The 22,849-nt window shown below is 65.0% G+C and carries 19 protein-coding genes and 1 tRNA gene; 14 read left to right on the top strand and 6 right to left on the bottom strand.

The window, feature by feature from the left end:
* Positions 1–8: 8 nt before the first annotated feature.
* On the top strand, positions 9–905 hold the full coding sequence (locus ACPEH0_RS08665) for a TolB family protein (RefSeq protein ID WP_366214183.1): 897 nt from the start codon (positions 9–11) through the stop codon (positions 903–905).
* A 7-nt stretch (positions 906–912) separates the two neighbouring features.
* Here ACPEH0_RS08665 and ACPEH0_RS08660 read toward each other — a convergent pair whose 3' ends face one another.
* The 3 genes from ACPEH0_RS08660 to ACPEH0_RS08650 form a co-directional block, all read right to left on the bottom strand.
* A complete protein-coding gene (locus tag ACPEH0_RS08660) occupies positions 913–1,284 on the bottom strand; it encodes a hypothetical protein (protein ID WP_366214184.1) in 372 nt (123 codons plus the stop codon).
* 312 nt (positions 1,285–1,596) lie between these two features.
* Positions 1,597–2,718, bottom strand: coding sequence for a GDSL-type esterase/lipase family protein (locus ACPEH0_RS08655; protein WP_366214185.1), 1,122 nt, complete (start codon positions 2,716–2,718; stop codon positions 1,597–1,599).
* Positions 2,715–3,272 (bottom strand): TetR/AcrR family transcriptional regulator, encoded by a 558-nt coding sequence (locus ACPEH0_RS08650; protein ID WP_366214186.1) that lies wholly within the window; start codon positions 3,270–3,272, stop codon positions 2,715–2,717. Before ACPEH0_RS08650 ends, ACPEH0_RS08655 begins: the two co-directional genes overlap by 4 nt.
* Positions 3,273–3,380: 108 nt before the next feature.
* Between ACPEH0_RS08650 and ACPEH0_RS08645 the strand changes: the two genes are divergently transcribed.
* From ACPEH0_RS08645 to ACPEH0_RS08635, 3 genes are all read left to right on the top strand, one after another.
* Entirely contained in the window at positions 3,381–4,088 is a 708-nt protein-coding gene (locus ACPEH0_RS08645; protein ID WP_366214187.1) for a hypothetical protein, read from the top strand.
* Positions 4,089–4,118: 30 nt separating this feature from the next.
* Complete coding sequence (locus ACPEH0_RS08640; RefSeq protein ID WP_366214188.1) at positions 4,119–5,084, top strand: hypothetical protein; 966 nt, start codon at positions 4,119–4,121, stop codon at positions 5,082–5,084.
* 69 nt (positions 5,085–5,153) lie between these two features.
* Positions 5,154–5,372 carry a hypothetical protein gene (locus tag ACPEH0_RS08635; protein WP_366214189.1) on the top strand — a complete coding sequence of 73 codons (219 nt, stop codon included), beginning with the start codon at positions 5,154–5,156 and terminating at the stop codon, positions 5,370–5,372.
* Positions 5,373–5,376: 4 nt separating this feature from the next.
* Here ACPEH0_RS08635 and ACPEH0_RS08630 read toward each other — a convergent pair whose 3' ends face one another.
* A complete protein-coding gene (locus ACPEH0_RS08630) occupies positions 5,377–6,033 on the bottom strand; it encodes a hypothetical protein (protein ID WP_366214190.1) in 657 nt (218 codons plus the stop codon).
* A 176-nt stretch (positions 6,034–6,209) separates the two neighbouring features.
* Here ACPEH0_RS08630 and ACPEH0_RS08625 point away from each other — a divergent pair, with 176 nt between their 5' ends.
* From ACPEH0_RS08625 to ACPEH0_RS08615, 3 genes are read left to right on the top strand one after another with little or no spacing between them, the layout of a single operon-like run.
* Positions 6,210–7,295 carry a type I restriction endonuclease gene (locus ACPEH0_RS08625; protein WP_366214191.1) on the top strand — a complete coding sequence of 362 codons (1,086 nt, stop codon included), beginning with the start codon at positions 6,210–6,212 and terminating at the stop codon, positions 7,293–7,295.
* 32 nt (positions 7,296–7,327) lie between these two features.
* Complete coding sequence (locus ACPEH0_RS08620; RefSeq protein WP_311284163.1) at positions 7,328–7,648, top strand: nucleotide pyrophosphohydrolase; 321 nt, start codon at positions 7,328–7,330, stop codon at positions 7,646–7,648.
* Entirely contained in the window at positions 7,635–9,380 is a 1,746-nt protein-coding gene (locus ACPEH0_RS08615) for a DNA/RNA helicase domain-containing protein (protein WP_366214192.1), read from the top strand. The genes ACPEH0_RS08620 and ACPEH0_RS08615 overlap by 14 nt, the downstream gene beginning before the upstream one ends.
* 12 nt (positions 9,381–9,392) lie before the next feature.
* Here ACPEH0_RS08615 and ACPEH0_RS08610 read toward each other — a convergent pair whose 3' ends face one another.
* Positions 9,393–10,202 (bottom strand): endo alpha-1,4 polygalactosaminidase, encoded by an 810-nt coding sequence (locus tag ACPEH0_RS08610; RefSeq protein WP_359917876.1) that lies wholly within the window; start codon positions 10,200–10,202, stop codon positions 9,393–9,395.
* Positions 10,203–10,249: 47 nt separating this feature from the next.
* Here ACPEH0_RS08610 and ACPEH0_RS08605 point away from each other — a divergent pair.
* The 3 genes from ACPEH0_RS08605 to ACPEH0_RS08595 all read left to right on the top strand — a co-directional run bounded on the left by ACPEH0_RS08605 (position 10,250) and on the right by ACPEH0_RS08595 (position 13,137).
* Positions 10,250–10,321 (top strand) — tRNA-Arg (locus tag ACPEH0_RS08605).
* 582 nt (positions 10,322–10,903) lie between these two features.
* Complete coding sequence (locus ACPEH0_RS08600) at positions 10,904–12,175, top strand: DNA cytosine methyltransferase (protein WP_366214193.1); 1,272 nt, start codon at positions 10,904–10,906, stop codon at positions 12,173–12,175.
* A 2-nt stretch (positions 12,176–12,177) separates the two neighbouring features.
* Complete coding sequence (locus tag ACPEH0_RS08595; protein WP_366214194.1) at positions 12,178–13,137, top strand: NaeI family type II restriction endonuclease; 960 nt, start codon at positions 12,178–12,180, stop codon at positions 13,135–13,137.
* Between the two features lie 207 nt (positions 13,138–13,344).
* On the opposite strand, the gene ACPEH0_RS08590 is transcribed toward ACPEH0_RS08595, so the two are convergent.
* On the bottom strand, positions 13,345–13,506 hold the full coding sequence (locus tag ACPEH0_RS08590) for a hypothetical protein (RefSeq protein ID WP_359921306.1): 162 nt from the start codon (positions 13,504–13,506) through the stop codon (positions 13,345–13,347).
* A 497-nt stretch (positions 13,507–14,003) separates the two neighbouring features.
* On the opposite strand from ACPEH0_RS08590, the gene ACPEH0_RS08585 reads away from it, so the two are divergent.
* The 4 genes from ACPEH0_RS08585 to ACPEH0_RS08570 are packed head-to-tail and all read left to right on the top strand — an operon-like array spanning position 14,004 to position 22,791.
* Entirely contained in the window at positions 14,004–15,977 is a 1,974-nt protein-coding gene (locus tag ACPEH0_RS08585) for a hypothetical protein (RefSeq protein WP_366214195.1), read from the top strand.
* Positions 15,970–16,905: a hypothetical protein gene (locus ACPEH0_RS08580; RefSeq protein ID WP_366214196.1), complete on the top strand. Its 936-nt coding sequence runs from the start codon at positions 15,970–15,972 to the stop codon at positions 16,903–16,905. Before ACPEH0_RS08585 ends, ACPEH0_RS08580 begins: the two co-directional genes overlap by 8 nt.
* Before the next feature lie 16 nt (positions 16,906–16,921).
* Complete coding sequence (locus tag ACPEH0_RS08575; protein ID WP_366214197.1) at positions 16,922–22,339, top strand: DEAD/DEAH box helicase; 5,418 nt, start codon at positions 16,922–16,924, stop codon at positions 22,337–22,339.
* A complete protein-coding gene (locus ACPEH0_RS08570) occupies positions 22,336–22,791 on the top strand; it encodes a hypothetical protein (RefSeq protein WP_366214198.1) in 456 nt (151 codons plus the stop codon). The genes ACPEH0_RS08575 and ACPEH0_RS08570 overlap by 4 nt, the downstream gene beginning before the upstream one ends.
* The last annotated feature ends 58 nt before the right edge of the window (positions 22,792–22,849 follow it).

Raw genomic sequence — 22,849 nt, 5'->3', positions numbered from 1 at the left:
GGTGAGGCATGGCCATCACCGTTTTTCCGCCGCGCGACTTCGCCCTCGACGGGCAGCGCTGCCGCGTGCACGTGTACGACGTCGTCACGGGCACAGATCGCATCGTGTTCGAGACCGACGAGATCCTGCTCGAGGCGCCGAACTGGGCGCCGGAGGGTCTGCTGCTGAACGGCGCGGGAAAGCTGTGGTCGCTCGAAGCGGATGCCGACGCGGGCGACCTCAGCGAGGTGCCGCTCACCGGCATCCCACCGATCAACAACGATCACGTGCTGGTGCCGGGGACGGCCGACATCCTGCTGTCGGCGAATGACGGCCAGATCTACCGTGCGCCGCGCGCCGGGGGAGAGGGTGTGCGGATCACGGATCCGGACGATCCGTTCATGCACTTCCTGCACGGGGTGAGCCCGGATGCCGCGTGGATCGCGTACACGGCGCTGTCGATCGACGACGGGCGGGTGCTGTCGGCTGACCTGCGGACGGCCCGGATCGACGGGTCGGATGATGAGGCGCTCACGACGGGCGAGGTCGCCGACGGCAGCGAGTGGGCGCCCGACGGATCGTGGATCTACCTGAACACCGAACAGTTCTCCGAGACGCCCGGGCACGCCCAGATCGCGCGGATGCACCGCGACCGGTCGCAGCTCGAGCAGCTGACGTTCGACGACCGCGTGAACTGGTTTCCGCACCCGTCGCCGACGGGCCGGGATGCGGTCTACATCAGCTTCCCGCCGGGGACGCAGGGGCACCCGGCCGACCTCGAGGTCGAGCTGCGCCTCGTGCGGAACGGTCACTGGCGGCATCCCGAGACCGTCGCGACGGTCTTCGGCGGGCAGGGGACGATCAACGTGAACAGCTGGACCCCGGACGGATCGCGGTTCGCGTACGTCGACTATCCGGTGGGGTGAGGCGGCGTCAGCAGTCGACCTCGGGGACGGGTTGATCGTCGAAGGTGACCACCGAGCGACCGTCGAGCGGTCCGTCGAGTTGCGCGACCAGAGTCGCCGGCGAGGCGTCCGCCGGGTACGAGCCCGAGCCCGTGAGATAGACCGAGAGGAAGACCTGCCCCAGGGTTCCGGCCTGGCGCGCCTCGGCGGACTCGACTCCGCGCCCGGACTCGTAGGTGATGGTGATCAGCTCGGGGTCGTCGGAGCACATCGCGTAGCCGATGGCCGGAACCGCCTGCTCCCAGGTGGGTGCGCATGCCGAGAGCAGCAAGGTCGTGGTCGCGATGAGGATCGCGAGAGCTCGACGAAACGACGCGTGGGGTCGTGCGGCAGGACTCACACGCGCACGCTATCGGCCGGTGCGACTGCATTGCTAGGACGAGGTCCACGTCGCGGCCGAGTACGACCGGCTGCAGGGGCTGGGTGTCGAGTTCACGCAGGCGCCGATCGATCACGGGCCGGTCGTGACCGCGGTGTTCAGCGACACCGTCGGCAACCTGCTGCAGCTCGCCGCCTACAAGGCCTGACGGTCACGGGCGCGCGGCTGCCGGCATTCCCGCCGAATCACCATCCGGCTCCCGAGTCACCAGCGAGATGTGCGCATTCGGGTGGTGATTCGGCGCGCGAGCGGTGATTCGGCAGCGGCTGACGCTCAGAACGCGATCGCCGCGAAGCGCTCGCCGATGAGGCGGTGCGCCTCTGGGCTGGGGTGGAGTCGGTCGGGGAGCGGGTGGGTGGCGGCATCCGTTTCGCCGTAGAGGGCGAGGCCGTCGACGAGGTGCAGGTTCAGGTCGTCGCGGTGGGCGTCTATGTCGGCGAGGGCGTCGCGGATGACGCGGAGTGTGAGGCGTCCGCCCGCGGTGTCGCCGGGGGTGCCGGCCGCGCCGAAGAGCAGCGTGCCGGTGGCGAAGGACTCGGGCTCGATGATGCCGGGGCCGGGGGTGTCTTCGTGGATGCCGCACCAGATCGGCGTGATGAGGTGCAGGGGCGTGTCGGGGTGGCCGTCGCGGATGGTGTCGAGGAAGCCGTGCACCGCCGGGACGAACGCGCGCAGCCGCATGGCGTCGGCGTTCACGACGTTGATGCCGAGCGCGACGCTGATGACGTCGGCGGGGGTGTCGCGGATGACGCGGGCCATGAACGGGTCGACCTGCGCGCTGCCGCCGACGCCGAGGTTGCGGAGGTCGAGTCCGGCGCGGCGGGCGGCGAGCGAGACCCACGTGGAGCTCGGCTGCGTCGCGTTGGAGCCCTGACTGATCGAGCTGCCGTGGTGCACCCAGCGCGGGCGCTCGGTCGTATCGGGGGAGGCTGGTGCGTCAGCGCGCAGCGCGAGGAGCTCGATCGTCTCGTTGTGCGGCAGCCAGAGCTCGACGAGCTTCTCGCGCGGGTCGAGTCCGTCGACGGTGATGCGCTGCGCGGGTCCGTCGACGAGCTGACGGATGCCGGTGGCCGGATCGGTGTCGAGGGTGTCGCCGCCGTCGAGCTCGACGCTGTCGTGCAGGGCGCCGCCGATGCGGACGTCGACGCGTCCGCGCGGGCGGGAGAGCCCGCGCAGGGTGGCGCGCGTCGAGTGCAGATCGAGCTCGAGGCGGGATGCCGCGGTCCGCACTGCGATGCGGGCGCCGGCGGGCTGCGCCTCAACGCCGAGCAGCTGCGGCTCGGGGTACTGGGCGCGGACCCAGGCGGGCAGGCGGTGCAGGCGCAGGCCGCGGCCGGTGGGTTCGAGTTCGGCGAGTCCGCGGACGGTGGTGGTGTCGAGGGCGATGTCGATCATGAGGGGTCCTTCGGAGTCCAGGTGCGGAGGGCGCGGTCGAGGGCGTCGAGGGCGCGGTTCCAGGAGGTGTCGGTGGTCTCGTCGCGGTGGGCGAATGACGAGGCGGATTCGAGGGCGAGGTAGCCCGCGATGGTGGCGCTCGCGAAGCGGACCGCGTGGACGGTCTCGCCCTCGGGTAGGGCGTAGTCGCCGAGCGAGCCGACGACGAGCGCCGAGATGCGGGATGCCGCCGGCTCGGTGATCTCGTCGCGCTCGACCGGCTGCGAGATCATCGCCCAGCGCGCCGGGTGCGCGAAGGCGTAGGCGCGCTGCGCGTGCGCCAGGTCGCGGAGGGTGGGGGCGTCGCCGATGGTGTCGGCGAGCTCGGTGAAGACGGCGGCCTGGACGGCGCTGCGGAGCGCGGCAAGGTCGCGGACGTGGGCGTACAGGCTGGCGGTCTGCACGCCGACGCGGCGGGCGAGCGCCGACATCGAGAGCGCGCCCGGTCCGTCGGCGTCGATGAGGTCGACCGCCGCTCTGGTGAGGGCATCGGGGGAGAGGTTCGCGCGGGGCACGAGGAGTTAACCTACACCCTTTAGGTTTGAAGTGTCGATCGCGTCCGGATCGTGATCCTTCGCGCGGCGCGCTCGCGGTACGTTCAGCGCGAGGGAAGGGGTGCGTGCATGGTCGGCAGCGGGAAGCGATGGCGAGCCGTCCTGGGTGTGATCGCGACACTGAGCGTGCTCGGGTTCGGGGGAGCCGCGGCATCCGCTGATGAGGACGACACCCCCGCCGACGTGATCGCCGCGTTCTCGGTGGAAGAGGCGGTCGCGCTCGGGTCAGACGAGGCGAGCGGTCTCGGACGTCTCGCGGATGCGGCTTCCTTCGGCACCGTGCATCGCGTGCACGCGTGGAGTGCGTCGCTGATCGCGGGCGAGGCGGGCGACCCGGTGTCGGCGATGAACGAGTGGGTGGCGCCGATCGTGTCCGCGTCGGGCGAGGCTGTCGGCGTCTACCGGGTATGGCGTGAGACGCCGGACTCGGACGGGAGGTTCGCCGGGATCGACGGGGATGCCGCGACCGCGGCGGCGCTCGTCGATGTCGCGGCGGGCGTGACGATCATCGAGGATCCGACGATCGCCGCCTGGTACACGCTCGACGCGGGTGTGGTGACGCCCGTCGGCTCGGCGCGGTTCGATGACATCCGCGTGGCGACGCCCATCGACCGGGTGGCGGAGATTGTGTCGGCGCGGTTCGCGCAGAACGTGCGGGATGCCGCGCCTCCGGTGGGTCTCTCGTCCGAGAGCTGGATTTGGGCCGGTGTCGCGCTGCTGGTGATGGCGGCGATCGGAGTCGGTCTCGTGATGCTGCGGCGGCGCCTACCGGCGTGAGGGATGGGTCGCGCGTGCGACCATGACGGCATGACTCGTGACGATGATTTGCCGCGCCTGCACAATCATGCTGTCGACCCTGCCGCGCTCGATGGCGACGGGGAGCCGTTCCTCGATCTCGTGCGGCGGCTCGGCGCGGAGCCGATTCGGGTTCCCGTGGCGCAGGGGTGGCGGATCCTCCGGCAACATGAGGCGAGCGCGATCATCGGTGCGCCGGCGGATGCTGACCGTCTGACGTGGTGGGTGGGGTCCGTCCGCGAGGGCGAGAGCGTCTGGCCCGAGGAGGGACCCGCGCGGCTGCGCGCAAGCTACGCCGAGCGGCGGCGCGGGTTGGCTCTGCGATGGCCGACGGGTCAGCGGACGGATGCCGGGCCCGACGGAGTCGCGATCGACATCGTCAATGAGGGCGAGCAGCGGTGGGAGCCCGACGGCGACAGGTTCCACGTCGTGGGCGCCGTGACGGGACCGGCTGAGTCGCGCGTCATGATGCACTGGATGGCGTCCGATGGGGTGCCGGCGGTGGCGCTCGATCCCGGTGAGTACGCGCGCGTCCCGGTCGTGATCGATCGGGAGCAGTGGGCGCGGCTGGAGCCGGGAGACGCGACCCTGCACGCGTGGCTGGTGCCGCTGCAGGTGAAGGCTCCGCCGCTGCCGATCATCGCCACCCCCGCATCCATCGACGCGCTCCGTCCGAGCGGGAGGTGGGACGATTCGGGCTGGTCGCTGCGGGAGATGACGCAGGAACTGAACCAGCAACGGGCGGTGTCGGATGCGGCATCCCGCCTGCCGGACATCGTCTCCGCGCTCGAGGGGACGACGACCGACGACGAGGCTGTCGCCGCGATCGCGGCGCGCCTGACGGTCGACGAGTCAGCCGCGGGGGCTATCTTCCACGCGTTCCTGCGGGATCTGCACCCGGCGTCCGCGGACGACCGACGCGAGCGGATCGCCGAGCTCGAGCAGGTGATCGAACAGGAGCGCAACGCCGCCGACTGATTTCCGTCGCGAGAGGGAGGTCCGCCGGGTGCGGCCCGGCCTAGCCTCGAACCGCGGAGGGAGTGATCCATGACGGAAGAACAGTCCGAGGCGCCGGTCGCGGTCTGGTACTTCATCGGGGCGACGTTCGCCGGGGTGGCGCCGCTGCTGTTCTTCACCGGCGCGGAGTGGTGGGTGAAGCTGCTGTTCATCCCCGTGGCGTTTGCCTTGATCGTGGCCGGGTTCGCGCAGTTGCGGCGCGAGGCCGGGTCGGGCAAGAACGAGGGCGAGCCGCCGCCGACGGAGTGACGCGTCAGGACTGTCCGGGCTCCCAGGGGAACGGGTTGAAGATGAAGTTCTCCTGCAGGGTGAAGTCGCCCTCGCGCATACCGCTGTAGACGCCGTCGTACCAGTCCTGCGGCGACGTGCCCTCGTAGTTGTTGGGGAACGCGTCCGACAGGTACGCGTCGCGGATGACGTCGAGGTATCCGAGCGCAGCATCCTCGTCACCGCGGTCGAACGCAGCCCGGGCGGCGTCGACGTTGGCGTATTCGAAGTAGCTCCAGATGCGGTTGGCAGTGACGACCTCGGCCCAGTTCGGTCCGTCCTGGGGGCGGTCGTAGTAGCCGGGGTCGACGGGGAAGGAGTAGCCGGCCGGGAGCGGGAAGGGGAACGCCGTCGCCGCGTCGCGGTAGTACTCGAGGATGCCGTCGAGGTTGCGATGCAGCATGTGGTGCGGGTTGGCCTGCATGTAGGTGTCGGCGTACTCCGCAGGGGAGACCGGGGTGGAAGGGAGGCCCTCCCAGTCGGGGGCGTTGGGGCCGGGGGCTCCGGCTGACTCGGGCGCTTCTGGGGTCGCGGCCGGCTTCTCGCTCGTCGCGACAATCTCCATTGCCGAGCACGCCGTGAGCGATCCGGTCGCCACGAGTGCGGTGGTCGCGAGGGTGAGGAAGGTCGAGGCGCGGCGCATGGGGGCAGTCTGTCAGACGGGGTGGTGGGGTGCATCGCCCGATGAGGTGAAGCCGTGCTGACCGCCGTTATGTTCTGGTGCGCTCTCGCGGGCGTTCGGGTGTGCTCGGGGCGTGGCGCTTTCCCGATCCGGCGCTGGTCGATAGCCTCGACTAACTCGAACCAATGGGGGAAACAATGGAGTTTCAAGACCGCCTGAGTGCACTCGCCGCCAAGGTAGAAAACCAGGCGTCAGCAATTGGCACAGAAGAAGCGACGAAGAATGCGTTTGTGATGCCGTTCATCTCAACCATCCTCGGGTACGACGTCTTCGACCCTCTCGAGGTCGTGCCCGAGTTCACCGCTGACGTCGGTATCAAGAAGGGCGAGAAGATCGACTACGCCATCATGCGAGACGGCGAAGTCCAGATCCTGATCGAGTGCAAGGCGTCGACGGGGGCGCCGAAGATCGAGCACGCATCGCAGCTCTTCCGCTACTTCGCCACAACGAATGCGCGTATCGCTGCGCTGACGAACGGCGTGATCTGGCAGTTCTTCACAGACCTGGACGCACCGAACCGGATGGACGCAAAGCCCTTCCTTGTGCTCGACCTGCTCGACATCGACGAGACCCTGATCCCTGAAGTTCAGAAGCTGAGCAAAGACAACTTCGACCTCGAGTCCATCATCAATGCCGCGGAAGAGCTTAAGTATGTGGGGGCCCTCAAGCGTGAGATCGCCGCGCAGTTCCGCGAGCCCAGTGACGACTGGATCAAATACTTCGCTCAAAAGGTCTACGAGGGTTCGTATACCCAGCGTGTCCGTGAGCAGTTCACGAGCCTTGTGACCAAGGCCGCGCGTCAGTTCCTCAACGAAAGCGTCAACGACCGCTTGAAGACCGCCCTCGGCGCGGGGGTGGGTGTTCGTGTTCCGACCGAACCGCCCGCAGTGACGAGCGAACCGGTCGTGCAGGACGACCTCGATCGCGACACCGAGATCGAGACGACTCTTGAGGAACTCGAGGGATACCAGATCGTCAAGGCGATCGCGTGTGGTGAGACGAAGCCGCAGCGGGTCACCCACCGTGACGCCAAGAGCTACTTCGCGGTCCTCCTCGACGACAACAACCGCAAGCCGCTCGCTCGCCTGCACTTCAACGGAAAGCAGAAGTACCTCGGGCTTCTCGATGAGGCGAAGGTCGAGACCCGGCATCCGATCGAGACGCTCGACGAGATCTACGAGTACGCGGACGCCATTCGCGAAGCGGTGATCCGGTATCGCTGAGCTCCGTTCGAGGCGCTGATAGCGTCGGTCCTGTGACGAGTGAGCAGGTCAGGCGTGCGCTGCGCGACTTTGTCGAGGAGCGCGATTGGGCTCAGTTCCACTCACCGGCGAACCTCGCCAAGAGCGTCTCGATCGAGGCCGCCGAACTCCTCGAATGCTTTCAGTGGAGTGACGACGCGGATGCCGCGCGCGTTCGAGAAGAACTTGCCGATGTGGTGACGTACTGCACCCTCCTTGCCGAGAAGCTTGGTCTCGATCTCGACGAGATCGTGCTCGAGAAGCTCCGAACAACGGCGCAGAAGTATCCCGTCGACCGCGCGAAGGGGACCAGCGCCAAATATGACGCCCTTTGAGATCGAGCGCTTTCCGTTCGCGAAGGACGCTGCGGATGCCTGGGCCCGAGCCGACGATCGTCGGCGCAATTGGCCGGTGGTCTATGTACTTGATGGTGCAGGCAAAGCCGGTACATCGTCGGTGTACGTGGGTGAGACCGTCAATGCGGGTTCCCGGATGCGGCAGCACCTCGCCAGTGCGTCGAAAGCGAATTTCCGCCACGTACGTGTGGTCTTCGACGAGACGTTCAACAAGTCCGCGTGTCTCGACCTAGAGTCCCACCTGATCAGATGGCTAGCCGGCGACGGGCAGTTCGAGGTGGTCAACGGCAACGAGGGGATCGTTGACGCTCGTTACTACGAGCGCGAGATCTATCGCGAGAGCTTCGCCGACATCTTCGATCAGCTTCGCTCCGAAGGATTGTTCCGACAGACCATCCCCGAGATCGAGAACAGCGATCTCTTCAAGCTGTCGCCGTTCAAGGTGCTCACTGCCGAGCAGGCTGGCGCGGTGGAGAACATCCTGGATGGACTTTTCGAGGATCTCGCCGTCGGAGGCACGTCGACGAGCGTCATCGAGGGGCACCCCGGCACGGGCAAGACGATCGTCGCGATCTATCTCATGAAGCTGCTCGCCGACATCCGTGACTACGACTCAGCGGTCGATTTCGAACCCGATTCGGTGTTCGCCGAGCACTTCGTCCCCGAGAACAGGGAGCTCCTTCGCGACCTTCGTATCGGCATCGTGGTGCCGCAGCAGTCGCTTCGGGAGTCGATCAAGCGGGTCTTTCGGAAGACCCCGAAGCTGAGTCAGGCTCAGGTCCTCACGCCGTTCGATGTCGGTGCGTCTCCCGAAGAATGGGACATTCTCCTCGTCGATGAAACGCACCGGCTGAACCAGCGGGCGAACCAGTCGTCCGGGGTCAACAACAAGCGGTTCTCGAGTATCAATGCGGACCTGTTCGGTGCGGATGATCTGTCCAAGACTCAGTTGGATTGGATCCGCGCAAAGAGCAAGCACCAGATCTTCCTCCTCGATGCGGAGCAGACGGTTCGACCGGCTGATTTGCCACTGGCAACCCTCCGCGGCATTCTCGAGCAGGCGAAGGCCGAGAACCGTGCCTTCCATTTGATGACCCAAATGCGCGTCGCCGCGGGATCGGACTACGTGGCGGGCATTCGCGGCCTTCTCCGTGGCGAGCCGTCGCCGGGCGCGCTCCGCGGTCTGGGGGACTACGACTTGCGCTTCTTCGATGACCTCGGCGAGATGCGTCGTCAGGTTCTCGAGCGCGAGAGGGAACACGGGCTTGCCCGACTCCTCGCCGGTTACGCGTGGAAGTGGCGAAGCCGCAAGGACCCGTCAGCCTTCGACATCGAGATCGGTGATGTTCGGCTGAGGTGGAACAGCACCGACAAGGACTGGATCAACCAGGCAAACTCGGTGAACGAGGTCGGATCCATTCACACCGTGCAGGGCTACGACCTGAACTACGCGGGCGTGATCGTCGGACCGGACCTGCGATTCGATGAGGCGAGCGGCCGGCTGTTCGTCGATCGTGCGACGTATCACGATGCGAAGGGCAAGGAGAACAACAAGCAACTCGGCGTCGTCTACTCCGACGACGATCTGCTGACGTTCATCCGCAACATCTACGGGGTCCTGCTCACGCGCGGGATCCGCGGGACATACATCTACGTCTGCGATCCTGCGCTTCGCGAATACCTCAGGACGCACGTGCCCGTGAGCGAGTAACCGAGTCGGTTCCTACTCGCACGTCTCATATACATACGTCGGGTCATCCGGCGTGACGAGGCCCCGGTCCCGCACAACGACGGATGCCGGTGTCTCCGGGTCGCCGCAGATCTCGTCCCACGGGCGGGGGAGATTGTCGGTGTACTCGATGGCGAGGACGCGATCGCCGTAGACCTCGTTGTAGGCGGAGCACTCCGCATTAGCCGCGCACTCCTCGACGACGGCGAAGTCGAAGCCGGCGCGCGAGTGTAGGAGGGAGGCATCCTCGGCGGCATTCTTCTGTCCGGCCGCCAGTCCAACGTCATGCGCGGTGTCGACGAGCAGGGTCGCGAGGTCGAGCGCGTCGTCGCGGGTGAGGGCGCCGTCGGTGCGGGTGTAGGTGTCGAGGTTGTCGAACTCGACGGCGTCGAACCCGTCGGACGCGCAGTCGCGGATCCACGGCCCGACGATCTTCGCGATCTCGTCCGCCTTGCGGGTATCGAGGATGACCTCGTCCGGCCAGTCCGGATCAATGACCGGCTCGCGGTCGTCGTCGCGGAGCAAGAGGTCGTCGGGCCAGGCGTCGAGTTCGCTCGGCTGCGTCTGGAACCCGTTGACGTAACAGACGGAGTAGAGGTCGTCGACGGATGCCGCGGCCCGGTCGCGGACCACGATCTCGACGCCGTCGGGTGGGTTGTAGGCGCCGCCGAGCTGGTAGTCGAGTTGTGCTCCGACGGGCGGCAGCTGAGGCCCTGCGGGCGGGTCGTGTGGCGGCTGGCCGGCGCATCCCGCGAGCAGCAATGCGGTCGCGGCGAGCAGGGGGAGTGCGCGCCGGACGGTCATGTCGCGAACCTACCGGTCACCGGGAGATCGGTAGACTCGACGGGCCAGCCTCTGTAGCTCAATGGAAGAGCAGTTCCGTCCTAAGGAAACGGTTGGGGGTTCGAGTCCCTCCAGGGGCACAGTCTCTTTTTGCCTCTGGCCAGGGTTTTCTTCTGAGTTCAGACCACACAAATGGCCTTTTCCCCGCTTTTTGCTGCATTCTGAGAATTAGGTTAGCCAAGAATAGGCGTCGGCAACGGCCTCCGCGCGACGTGCGAGAGAGCCAAAGTCGAGCGTTTCGGGCGAAATTTGCCTCGTCGGAAAACTGAGCAATCTGCTCTCTTGGGTCACTAGCGTCCCGCGCGCGAGCGGGTGCGCGTGTTCTACCGCCCGCCGCTTCGATGCCGGCGCTTCCCAACGGTGACCTTGCAGAGTTAGTCCGTCGCATCGAGCGCGAGCGTGCCGTCGCCAAGGCGACTCTCCAGGCATCCTCCGCGGGCGACGTGAAAGCGATGGCCAAGCTTGCTGCTCGTGAGCTGGCGGACCGCGCCGATACTCACCCGACCGAATGAGTCCGATGGACACACGTGCGAAACTGACGATCCCCGCATTTCAGTGAGAGTCCAAAGAACCGTAAGGGTCGCCCGGCCCGAAAGAGACCGTCGACACGGCTCGCGCAACAGAATGCGGCGGCTGTCGGTGGCGCCTCGTACTATCGAGACGTGAGTGACACGAACGCGTCTGAGTTCACCGTAGTCGAGGTCTGCGCCGGCGCCGGAGGCCAATCGCTGGGGCTTCACAAGGCCGGGTTCAAACACTCTCTCGCGGTCGAGATCGACCCGACCGCAGCATCCACGCTCGCAGCCAATCTCGGCGCGTCCGTCGCGGTCGGAGACGTGGCAAATCCCGAAGTATGGGATCCGCGGGATCACGTCGGAGTGACGCTTTTTGCGGGCGGCGTGCCTTGCCCTCCGTTCTCCATCGCAGGCAGGCAATTGGGCTCGTCGGACGAGCGAGATCTCTTCGCATGGGCTATCGAGCAGGTGGGTATCATCCAGCCACGCGCTGTGATGCTCGAGAACGTGCGGGGTCTCTCTTCCCCTCGCTTCGCTGCTTACCGCCAGCATGTGATCGATCGGCTCGACAACTTCGGATATATCGGGGAGTGGAAGCTACTGCATGCCTCCGACTTCGGCGTGCCGCAGCTTCGCCCGCGTTTCGTGCTCGTGGCGATGCGTCCTGAGGACCACGCCTACTTCCGTTTCCCCGAGCGGAGCGAGAATGGTCACACCACTGTTGGGAACGCGCTCCGCGATCTGATGGCGGCTCGTGGATGGGAAGGCGCGGATGAGTGGAGTGCTCTAGCAAACGACGTGGGTCCGACCCTTGTCGGTGGAAGCAAGAAGCACGGGGGCGCGGATCTCGGCCCGACCCGAGCCAAACAAGGCTGGGCGAAGTTGCACGTTGATGGGCGAGGGATAGCTGATGCCGCTCCGGACGCCGACGCACCCTCGCCTACCGAGTGGCACCCAAGGCTAACTATCGAGATGGCTGCTCGTGTACAAGGGTGGAAACCTGAGGACGGCTGGATCTTCAGCGGCCGAAAGACCTCGCAGTACCGTCAGATCGGGAACGCCTTCCCGCCGCCTGTCGCCGAGGCAGTTGGCGCGCGAATCATCGCCGCCCTAAGTCACGAGGGCACGCCCCGACAGGATCTCGCGCAGTCGATCGATTTGCACGATCCTGTTTACCGTGCGCTGGCCAATGCGTCAGATGCGCTTTCTCTGGCGGATCTCGTACGTGCGCACAACGAAGGGAGCGTGGCCTCCGTCGAGCGAAAGATCACCGCGTTGTCGCACGACTTCGATTTGGAGGTGCTTACGGATTCGTCAGGTGTGACGCGTTACCGCTTGGGCACGTTCAAAGGATTCACCGGCCAGCAGGACCACCTGCGTCATAACTTCGTGGCGCAGCATCGCAACCGCGTCAGCTGACATTGCCAGACCAGCTTGTAGGCGAGTGGTCATTCGACCCAGTCGAGCACGAAACAGACCTCGCGCTCGTCGACGTCTTCCGCGCCTTCGAGCGCGCGGATCCCGACGGAACCCGCACCGCCCGCATGATGCGCCGAACACTCGACCAGCTTTACGACGGACAGAGGACTGGGAGGTACTCGTGGGCGCAGCTGCACAAAACCGAGCGAACCCATTTCGGCACCCTGTTTGAGATCAACCTCCGGCGCGAGTTCGATGATGTGATCGACGAAGGCGTCAATCTTGACTACCGGATTCGTCAGCACGACGTCGACTGCAAGTTCTCGCAGCGGATGGGGGGCTGGATGATCCCGCCGGAGGCTATGGGCCATCTGCTGTTCCTGGGCTACGTCAACGACGCAGCCAGCGAGTTCGCGGTTGGTGTCGTCCGGGCGTCCAAGGATCACTTGCGCCCAGGCGCCAACCGAGACGCCAAGGTCGGTCTGAATGCAGCCGGACGCGACGCCGTCAGGTGGCTGCACCGACCTGGGGCGCTGCCGCCGAATGTGCTTCTTCAGGCTAACCCCGTCGATGTCGCTGCGATTTTCGCGCCCGGGCTATCCGGGCAGGCGCGCGTGAATGAGCTCTTCCGCCGGATCGTTCGCCGACGCATTGGGCGCAACGCGGTCGCCACGGTCGCTCAGCAGGACGACTTTATGAAGCGAGTGCGTGAGAACGGAGGTGCGCGCAGCATCCTCCGTCCCGAGGGATACGTGATCCTGGGAGGTGACTATGCGCTGCATCGCAAGGTTGCGACGCAGCTTGGCGTGCCCGTGCCGGAGCCGGGAGAAGTGGTCAGTCTCCGCGTTACCGCTGCCAGCGAGGATGACGTAAACACCTTTGAGGTCGACGGCGCGATCTGGCGGGCCGCGGACGATCGCGAGACGGTTAGCGGCCCGGCGCCTCGGATCCCTCACAGATAGTTTGTTGTACCGCGGCCGCCACCTTCTTGAACGCATCGCTCGGATCTTCGTGCTCCCACACTCGGACCACTGACCATCCCGCTTCCTCGAGTACTCGCTGATTTCGGATGTCACGCTCGCGGTTGCGGGCAAGCTTTGGGCCCCAATAGTCGACGTTCGTTCTGGGGTCTGCACCGTGCGCGGGGCATGAGTGCCAGAAACACCCATCTACGAAGACAGCGACGTGGCGCTTGGTGAAACGATGTCGGGCCTGACCGCTTCGGTTCCGAACACCAGGCGAAGGTCACATCTATAGCGGTACCCCGCAGCGTGAAGACGTGACCGCAACGCGACTTCAGGCTTGCTATCGCGTCGGCGGTTCGCCTGCATACTCTTACGCCGTGAGGGCGCTGCATCGTCAGGTCCCACGGCCGGGGCCTACCTTCGCTTACGCGTGTACTGCAACGGCGATGACGACATTGTCTCTTGCTCGACGCAGAGATCGCCCACGACGACGACGAGTGTTGCGTGTAGGCGCTCGGCAGTCCCTCGCGACCGTAATGATTCGCGGGGGCGCCGGACCTTCGACTTCCCGGGAGATGCCACTCCCGCTGCGATGGACGTTGCGCGCGTGCTGGTTGCGGCGGCCAAGAGGTGGCGATCAAGGGAGAGCATGCTCGAACGTGAATGTCGAGCACTTCGGCTCAGACTGATGACCGTCGAGGCTGAGCATTCCCGCGCAGACGCCCGCCCTATTCTCAGTGTCGTTCCGGGTCGATAAGGTGTGGGTCGGGGGGTAGGCGATGGCATCGGTCCATGAAGGACGTTATGCGCGGTGGCAGGCGGCGCTCTCGGATAGATTTCTCCCTGAACACAATGGGCCAGTTGTGCTCTTCGTCGACGACGACGAGCTGGCCCGCCTTCTCGCCGACGTGGCTGACCCCGCTGGTGACCTGGCTGAGGCAATCCGCAGCGTTAAATCGACAAATCCGGGCACCAACTACTTCGCGAAGGTGTCCACGGCGTGTCGGCTATGGAAGCTTGGAGACCAGGCGCAGCCGCCTCCAGTTCTTCCTGTTCTCGCAATCAGCGTGCTCGCAGCTACTCGTATGCACTCCGACGGGCACGTGCTCTCGACCAACTACTATCTGCGGCTGGCGGAGGCGTTGGTTCCCGGGGGCACGCCGACCCAGCTCGGTGAGCTCCGCAACGACTTGTCGGCTCAATCGTTTATCGACGTTGTGTACATGTGGAGCGCACTTCACGACTGGATTGTCGCGCAGAACGGTCGCGTCGGAGTGTCTACGATTCGAACCGACGAACAACGCCTCACCCGCATTGGGTACCCGTTGTCCCAGGCGCTACTCAAACGCCGTGATCGCGCAGAACTAACTCGGTTCTTCCGCGCGATGAGGATGAAGACGTCCGGCGTGCCTAATGAAGACGCAATCTTGCGTGGCCTCGATGTGTGGACGACAGCGGGTCGCAACCAGCTCTCGGATACCTTCATGGATGCTCTGCGTAGTGACGAAATGCGCCCGCTTCTCGGCTCGCTCGTCCGTGCCTTCGCCGAGGCGTGGGATGGTCTCGTCATCACGTCAGACGGCCGACGCCGCCTCGCCATCAAGCTGGGGCTCGACCCGGAGCAGATGACCGCGCGATGGCTCTTCCCGCTTCAAGACGGTGCAGGTGAGAGTGTCAAGCTGAGCGGTCCGTCCGGAACCGACCAGACCGTGATTCTGTCGCACAGGCCGCCGTCCAGGTACTACGCCTCTGACGGCGCGCCACCGGTCACCCCCGAGCTGGTCCTACAGGGCTTCCGATTGCGAGGCGAAGCGTTCACGGCGGAGTTCCCCAGGTCGCCGGTCCTCATCTTCGTAAGCGACCCGCAAACCGGAGCATGGTCAACATCGGCAGGCATCACACCCTTCGAACCTCACCTGATCGCGGCAGTGTCGTCCGAGTCAGCATCTGTGGAGCGGCTTATTCAGCGCGCAGCCGCGCCCGGCTGGGTGGTACGCAACCAGGGCCGCAATGCGATCCTCCCTGGGTTCAAGTTGTTCGTGGACGTCCGCTTCACCGACCCGCACCTTCTCGCGGGAGCGCTACGCGACGACCCATTGCTTCGCTCGCACGGAGTGGCGCCCGCTCTGACGCCGCGAGCTCGCTTCGTTCGCGGCCTTCCACTCTCGCGAGAGCTTGTGCAGAACACCTACATGGTCGGTGGCGAACCCGACCTCCTGCTGCCGACAGCAGAAGAGCCCCGCATCGTCCTGCTCTCTCTGAATGGGATCGAAGAGGTCGTCACCGCAAGCGGCTTCCCTTTCGAAGTGCGTCGCTTCCCGCAGCCTGAAGGCGTGGTCGAGGTCGTCGCCGACGGTCAATCACTCTCGTTCACGCTGCTCAGTGAGTCCCCGGTCGCCGGGGCTCCTGTTGGCGCGTATTCGTTCGGATGGTCGCGCGAAAGCACCCTTGAGGCCGCGACGTCCGAGACGCAGATTGTTGGAGCGGTTGTGACCACCTCCCCTTCTTGCGGCGCACACCTTGTCCGGAGAGGTCGTGAGACCTGGGTTCTTCACGATGGCGGCGTCACAAAGCGGTGTTCTGAGCCGGGCCCTCCCAGCTTCTTGAACGGAACGGGTTTCGACTACATCCCCACTCATTTCGAGGTGACCGTCAACGACTCGGCAAGGTGGGTCGCTCAGCGCACGGGTGGAAAATGGCTTCTCACCGAGCTCCGGCCCAACGGGAGCCGCGAGGTCAGCGCTGATTTCGACGTTCTTCGGACGTGGGCGAGCACGGCGGACGGAGCGAACGGTCCGGCGTTCTGGGAACTTCAGATCGGACTGATCGATGGATGAGTCCATTGGCGACATCCTGCTCCGCTGGATGAGCGAGGTGGGATCTGGGACCATCGTGAATCTGCGTGCTCGCATCGAATGGATGTGTAGGACGGTGAACCTTGACCTACCCGCCCACGCGAGTGGGCGCTGGTTGAAAGACATGTCCTCTCTCGGGCACTGCGAGCTGGATTGGGACGCTGGTCGTTGGGCGATTGCACCCGCAGCAGTCGTTGCCCTTCCCGGCGGCGATGGGCTCGCCGTCCTCGCAGGCAGGCGGAGACTCCGAGCCGTTCGCGCTCTCAGTGATGCAGAGATATGGATCGAGGAAGCGCGTCGCGAGAGCGGCTCGGACGAGGTTCCCGCGCCGAAAACCTTGTATGCGCCCTTCTCAGCTGCACAGGAGCTCATCGACGTCGCTCACGTTGCCGAGGCAACGAACGCAGGCCTAAGCTGCGACAGAATCGCACGCAGTCTTGTCCCGACCAAACCCGTCCTGCCGACCGGGCCACCGGCCTATGGCTCCGCACTCGAGAAGCTTGGGGCGCTCTTCCCGCGCGAATGGCAGGTTGTCAGGCCGACCCAGTTGGAGCCTCCGCCGGGCCTCTACCGGGAGAAGGTCAATGGCAGGTGGCGTCATCTGACACGTCGGGACGACGAGTGGTTCACCTGCGATCTGTCTGCCGGAGTGTTCGCCGAACTCGTCCGGCGAAACGAGTCAGCCATCCGGTGGCGTCCTGAGCCAGGCCGGCAGGTCGCAGATACTGGAACCGTCTTCGTGGACTGGGGCGCGCCACTTCCAGCGCTCCATAGTCGCGCCCTGGCGCTTTGCACTGGTTTTCCGCCTCGGTTCGGCGCCGTCGCCGCCACTGCGATTTTCGACAACGTGCCTCGTACGGTCGCCGCACGAGTCTGCACTTCGCTGGGCCAGACCCTGGCCGTTGAGTGAGAGGGACCAGACCCTGATGAACACGCCCGTCGAGCGTCACCTTGATGCAGTACAGACATTCGAGCACCTCCGGGATGCCTACTTCAAGTATTACGACACGCCGTTCGGGCTCGCTGACTCCGTTCTGCAGGCCGAGCGCAGGACCCTCTTGAATCGCGACGGGGGAGTATTTCGCGAACCGTTGCTCGAGCTCCGTCCCGAGTACGAAGACACTGGTCGTTCGCTGGCAGAGTCCGTAGACACAGTCGGCGCCGCGCCCGAACTTGCAGAGTTTGCATCGCTCGGACTGATGAAAGACGTGCGCGCCCTCTATCGCCACCAGGAAGACGCGCTGCGAGCTGGCATCAGCGATGGACGTCACATGGTCATCACCGCCGGTACAGGGTCCGGCAAGACCGAGTCATTCATGCTTCCGCTCCTGTCCTCCCTACTCCAAGAATCAAGGGGATGGACGGGTTCCTCCTCTCGCGGTCCTGACTGGTGGAGTGCAGACAAAGGTGCCTATGTGCCCCAGCGTCAGCAAGACACAGGACGGGCCGCAGTTCGCGCGATAGTCCTCTATCCGATGAATGCTCTTGTCGACGACCAACTCATTCGCCTCCGCCGGGCTCTCGATAGTGACGACGTGCGCGCCTGGCTCGACAAGCACCGGAACGGCCACCGGTTCTATTTCGGTCGCTACACAGGCACGACGCCGGTCACAGGTGCGCGGGAGAACTACTTTGCGGTGCGCGACCTGAGGAACTACCTGCAAGCCACTGCCGCCCGCGGCAAGCGAGCACGAGAGCTTGCCGCCGAAAGTGGTGACGACGACCTTCAGTTCTTCGTGCCTCGGCTCGACGGCGCGGAGATGCGATCGCGCTGGGACATGGCGGACGCCCCGCCCGACATCCTCATCACCAACTACTCGATGCTCAACGTCATGTTGCTGCGCGACCGCGATAGTCACTTCTTCGAATCCACGCGGGATTGGCTGAAGAACCCGGCGAATCGCTTCACGCTCGTTGTTGACGAGCTGCACACGTACCGCGGAACGGCGGGTAGCGAAGTTGCCTACCTCTTGCGACACCTAAAGAGGCGTCTCGGGCTCAATGAGCGTCCCGAGCAGCTGCGGGTACTGGCGGCCTCCGCGTCGCTCGACCCGCACCGCGACAGCACGTACCTGCACGAGTTCTTCGACGTCCTACCGAACTCGTTTGACTTCGTTGAGGGCTCAAACAAGGCGCCCTCGGGTGTTGAACCGGCTTCCAGCCCAGACCCGGACGTTGTGGCGCGTCTCGCCCCCAGCGATGCAGCCGCCGCAGCACGGGCCAACGGACTCGTGGACTCGCTCCGAAGCGCGCTCTTCGCGGATGGAAGCTCCGCTAAAACCCTGGACGCCGTCGCGCGAGCCGTCTTCCCCGAGTCAGCGCCTCTCGTGGCGCGGGCGGCGGTCACCAAGGTTCTCGAGGGCCTTGCGGCTACTCCTGTCGATGGTGACCCAAAACTTCGTGCACACTTGTTCTTCCGAAACGTTCCTGGCATGTGGGCATGCTCGGATCCCAAGTGCTCAGCCGTCGTTAGCCCGCACGAAGGCCGCACGATTGGCAAACTGCTCGCCGAGCCAGCAACCCGTTGCGAATGTGGAGCACGAGTGCTCGAGCTCCTGTATTGCCAGAACTGCGGTGACGTTTTCCTCGGCGGGTTCGCGCCGGAGCGAGAGCCGCAGAGCGCACGCGTCCACACGACACTCCTAGCGGATGTGCCCGAGCTCGCGAAGCTGCCGGACCAGGTCAGCCTCCAGCGAACCGCTGACAACTACGTTGTCTACTGGCCAAATGCCGCGGCCGCACTCACGAACCTCGACAGCACGGAGTGGACGCGAGATGGCCAAGTTGTCACCTACTCGTTCCGACCGAGCCGACTGAACACGATCTCGGGGGAACTTCTCAACACAGCAGAGGGTCATACCGGCTGGAGCTTCCATGCTCGCGTTGCGCTTGACAGGACTGGCGAACCCAAGCGCGACCTGTCGACCGTGAGTCCCTTTCCCACCCAGTGCCCGTCGTGCGGCGACGACTGGGAAATCAAGTACGGGCCCAGCGGGGCATTGAAGGCAACGGACCCGCTCACGCAACGGTCGCCCGTGCGCGCGATGCGCACCGGTTTCGAGAAGATCAACCAGGTGCTGACGACCGAGCTGGCTAACGACCTCTGCGAACGAGAACGAAAGGTCATCGTTTTCACCGATAGCCGCCAAGACGCGGCGAAGCTCTCTGCTGGTCTGGGACTACGTCACTACCAGGACTTGCTTCGGCAGCTTCTCTACGTTCAGCTCACAAGCGTTGGCGACCCGGCCGCTGACGTCGCGTTGGCTCAGGCGCATCACGCAGGCAGCAAGACCCCCGAGTCGTGGGCAGCTATCGGACGTCTGTCTGCGCGAGATGGTCATTCGTGGGCGGCGCTTCGCGAAATCTGGGATGGCAACCCGCTTGTCGATAAGTCCTCTGAGCCTGCTCTAGTGGCAGAGCTGTCCAAGAGCGTCACCCTCAGCGAGCTGTCATCGCGGGTTGCCGCCGATCTGCTCGCGCTTGGCATGAGCCCGGGGGGGCCTCACGCCAGCCTGACCAACAGGAACGGTGTCAATTGGTCGTCGCTTTATAACTGGCAGGTGACGCCGCCCGCGCCCCGTGCTGGCCTCACGGAAGGTGAGCGCTCGTTCATTGAAGAAATCGGCGCATCACTCCAGAGCGAGATCCTGGAGGGCCTATATGCCGGCGGCGGTCGTGACTTCGAAACGACAGGGCTGGGATGGTTGGCGTTGGCCGATGACGTGGCCCCCGCGGACTCCTCTGATGCCGCGATTGCGAACGCTCGCGCCGCGCTGCGCATCCTTGCGGACCAACGTCGCTTCCTGAGGATTCGGTCGGTGCGAACGGACGCGCCGCCTCGTCTCCGCAACTTCTTCAAGAAGGTCGCCGATGAAACCCAGGATGATCCCGAGGCCCTGCGTCAGCTCGCTCTCGATCGCGCGGGAAGCGCGATACGTGAATACCTCATTGACCCCTCGAAGGTTTCCATTCGGCTCAGCGAAGGCCGAGCATGGACCTGTGACCGGTGTCGGAGGCAGCACCTCACCCGAGGGAACGGCTACTGCACCAAGTGTGCCCGCCGGCTTCCGGCTGAGCCCGCCGCGGTCGTCAATGAGGACGATTACTACGCGTGGAAGGCGAAGAGCGAGGACGGAAGATTCCGGTTAAACACCGCCGAGCTCACCGGTCAGACTGACCGGATCGACGCGCAGAGCCGTCAAGCGAGGTTCCAGGGTGTGTTCCTGGAGGGGGACGAGAACGCCAAGACGGATGCTGTCGACCTCTTGTCAGTAACGACGACCATGGAGGCGGGAGTGGATATCGGTTCGCTCTCAGCCGTCGTGCTCGGCAACATGCCGCCCACACGATTCAACTATCAGCAGAGGGTGGGGCGAGCAGGCCGTCGTGGAGCGCCCGTAGCCATTGCCCTCACCATTTGTCGAGGCCGTAGCCACGACGAGTATTACTTCGAGCGTCCAGACCGAATAACAAATGAGCCGACCCCACCCCCGTATCTGACCTTGAACCGGCCAGAGCTCTTCGACCGCTCGCTGCGGAGCGAAGTTCTACGCGTGGCGTCCCTTGAGTACCTCTCGTCGGACGATGGAGACGAGCTCACCGCGAATGTGCACGGAGCTTTTGGACTCGCCGCCGACTGGGCGGGCACTATCCGGCCCCGTCTCGAGAAGTGGATGGCTTCTAACCGAGGTACCGTAGCTTCGATCGCCGCGTCCCTAGCCTCGAGTACGGCATTCGCCGGTGACCCGTTGGAACGCGCTGACGCAGTCCTCGGCTCGCTCCTTGAGAGCATCGATGATGCGGTCTCCTCCGGCGGTCACGACCACCTGAGCCAGCTCCTCGCGGGTGCGGGGCTCCTGCCCATGTTTGGTTTCCCGTCGTCGGTTCGTTATCTCCACCTCGAACGCCCGAGGGACTCCTACCCGTGGCCGCCGAATGGTGTTATCGACCGAGACCTCAGCATGGCCGTTAGCCAGTTCGCCCCCATGAGTGAAGTCGTACGCGACGGTAAGGTCTATCCCGTTGTCGGTATCTCGGCCTTTCACCCCGTGAAAGGCAAGGCACCGCAACCCGTTCCCGACGCCCTCGGAAACCATGCCGACCTCTCCATTTGTCGAACCTGTTCTTACCTTGGCGATGCGGCTGTCGGCGGCGCCGACACCTGCCCGCGTTGCGGTGCCGGGCCGTCATACTTCACAGCAGTGCCATTGCGTGAGCCGCTCGGCTTTCGGAGCGGGTTGCCCACCGACTTCGATGGGAACTTCTCATGGTCGCCGCGCGCGATGGCGGCACGAGCGATGGCTGACCCAGCGGAGCTCACCGAGTCGATAACAGATCACGCTCAAGTGCTCTCGGGACCGGCCTCGCGATACGTCATCAACGACAATGGAGGGCGTCTGTTCCCCCTCAGAGAGACCGCGACCGGCGGACCGAACTGGGGCGGATACATCTCGGTTCAGGCAATCGATCAGGGCCTCGTGCCCGAGTCGTTCGCGACGGGAGAGCCGTTCGAGGTCGCCCTCGGGTCTGTGCAGCACACAGACTTCCTATTCATGGGCGCCACGTCCCCCACCGACGTTGACAAGGGTGTGCGGCTCAACCTCGTCTCTGGAATCACGCAGCCCAGCGGCGCCCTTGATGTGACGGAGGGTCGCCGGGCAGGGTGGTACTCGCTGGCCTTCTTGCTGCGAACGGTCGCTGCCACACGACTCGATATCCTTCCGCTGGAACTCCAGGCGGGCATTTACTCAGGAGTAGCGGGCGACTCGCAGCCGGCCGTTCAGGCGTTCCTCGCAGACACGCTGGAGAACGGGGCAGGATTCAGCACGCATCTCGGCTCGGCGGCGTTCTTGTCCGAGTTCATGGGCGCAGTCGAGGACTATCTCACCGAACTCGAGAAGCCAGGCCACAGCGATGCCTGCAACTCGTCCTGCTATCGCTGCCTGCGCGACTACGGGAACATGGCGTACCACGCTCTTCTGGATTGGCGGCTCGCGCGCGACCTCTTCAAACTCCTGAGAGGTGAAGGGCTCCGAATCACCGATTCAGATGAATCGCGGGCTATCGCCACATGGGCGGAGGCATACAACGCAACCCCGCTGGACATTCCTGGAGTCGCGGCAGCCCAGCGCAACGACCAGTACGGTTCGTACACAGTCGTCCTGCGCCACCCATTCGAAGGCTCAGACTCCTTCGTCATGTCCGACCGGCTGGCCGAAGCCCTCGCTCACATTGAGGGTGGCGACAGCTCAGACGGAGTGGTGTTCGTCGATTGGTTCACACTCGACCGAGACCCCCGCCGTGTGCTGACTCTCATCAAGGATGCTGCCAGCAGCTCGTCATGAACTCCGGGCTGCGCTGGGTCTCCGCAACCGCCGTGGGGCGCTTGCTGAGATGCCCGGTATCCGTGACCCCGCGCGCGAGACCGGACATTCCGGCAGCACACGCACCCGACAATGCTGGATCACTCGCGCACCTCGCGCTCGGAGTATGGCTCGAGTCGGGCGGTTGGAATGACGAGGATCCGGGTGCTGCGCTCCAAGCGGCATGGGATGCGGAAGCCGAACGCTGGGGCATTCACTGGCGTCGGCTTCGCGAAGGCGTGGTCGTCCGCGCCCGGCTTCGCTCGCGGGGCGCAGAGCTCGCACATCTTGTCACGAGCGCAGGTCGCCGCGCGCAGTCCGAGGTCTTTCTCACCGACGACACGACAGGCATCTACGGTGCTCTCGATGTCATTGTCGATGACGGCGATGGTGGCGGTGAGCCGCCCCCTTCATTCGGTCCGGACGTTCTGTGAGTCGTCGGTTTCCATTTGATGGGTGCACTGTCGAGCGTACTCGGCTGGGGGTAGGTAG

Origin of the sequence: Microbacterium sp. NPDC079356 (genome assembly GCF_049545465.1) — a bacterium.
GTDB classification, from domain to species: Bacteria; Actinomycetota; Actinomycetes; order Actinomycetales; family Microbacteriaceae; genus Microbacterium; species Microbacterium gawkjiense.
Note: the sequence above shows the minus strand (reverse complement) of the source record. Positions and strands in the feature narration are given on the sequence as shown.

Excerpts from the sequence above, each read along its gene's own strand:
- ACPEH0_RS08655 (WP_366214185.1), bottom strand. The coding sequence starts at position 2,718 with ATGATCGACATCGCCCTCGACACCACCACCGTCCGCGGACTCGCCGAA.
- ACPEH0_RS08580 (WP_366214196.1), top strand. The coding sequence starts at position 15,970 with ATGGATGAGTCCATTGGCGACATCCTGCTCCGCTGGATGAGCGAGGTG.
- ACPEH0_RS08615 (WP_366214192.1), top strand. The coding sequence starts at position 7,635 with ATGACGCCCTTTGAGATCGAGCGCTTTCCGTTCGCGAAGGACGCTGCG.
- ACPEH0_RS08590 (WP_359921306.1), bottom strand. The coding sequence starts at position 13,506 with ATGCAGGCGAACCGCCGACGCGATAGCAAGCCTGAAGTCGCGTTGCGG.
- ACPEH0_RS08645 (WP_366214187.1), top strand. The coding sequence starts at position 3,381 with ATGGTCGGCAGCGGGAAGCGATGGCGAGCCGTCCTGGGTGTGATCGCG.
- ACPEH0_RS08625 (WP_366214191.1), top strand. The coding sequence starts at position 6,210 with ATGGAGTTTCAAGACCGCCTGAGTGCACTCGCCGCCAAGGTAGAAAAC.
- ACPEH0_RS08635 (WP_366214189.1), top strand. The coding sequence starts at position 5,154 with ATGACGGAAGAACAGTCCGAGGCGCCGGTCGCGGTCTGGTACTTCATC.
- ACPEH0_RS08665 (WP_366214183.1), top strand. The coding sequence starts at position 9 with ATGGCCATCACCGTTTTTCCGCCGCGCGACTTCGCCCTCGACGGGCAG.
- ACPEH0_RS08640 (WP_366214188.1), top strand. The coding sequence starts at position 4,119 with ATGACTCGTGACGATGATTTGCCGCGCCTGCACAATCATGCTGTCGAC.
- ACPEH0_RS08570 (WP_366214198.1), top strand. The coding sequence starts at position 22,336 with ATGAACTCCGGGCTGCGCTGGGTCTCCGCAACCGCCGTGGGGCGCTTG.
- ACPEH0_RS08610 (WP_359917876.1), bottom strand. The coding sequence starts at position 10,202 with ATGACCGTCCGGCGCGCACTCCCCCTGCTCGCCGCGACCGCATTGCTG.
- ACPEH0_RS08575 (WP_366214197.1), top strand. The coding sequence starts at position 16,922 with ATGAACACGCCCGTCGAGCGTCACCTTGATGCAGTACAGACATTCGAG.
- ACPEH0_RS08630 (WP_366214190.1), bottom strand. The coding sequence starts at position 6,033 with ATGCGCCGCGCCTCGACCTTCCTCACCCTCGCGACCACCGCACTCGTG.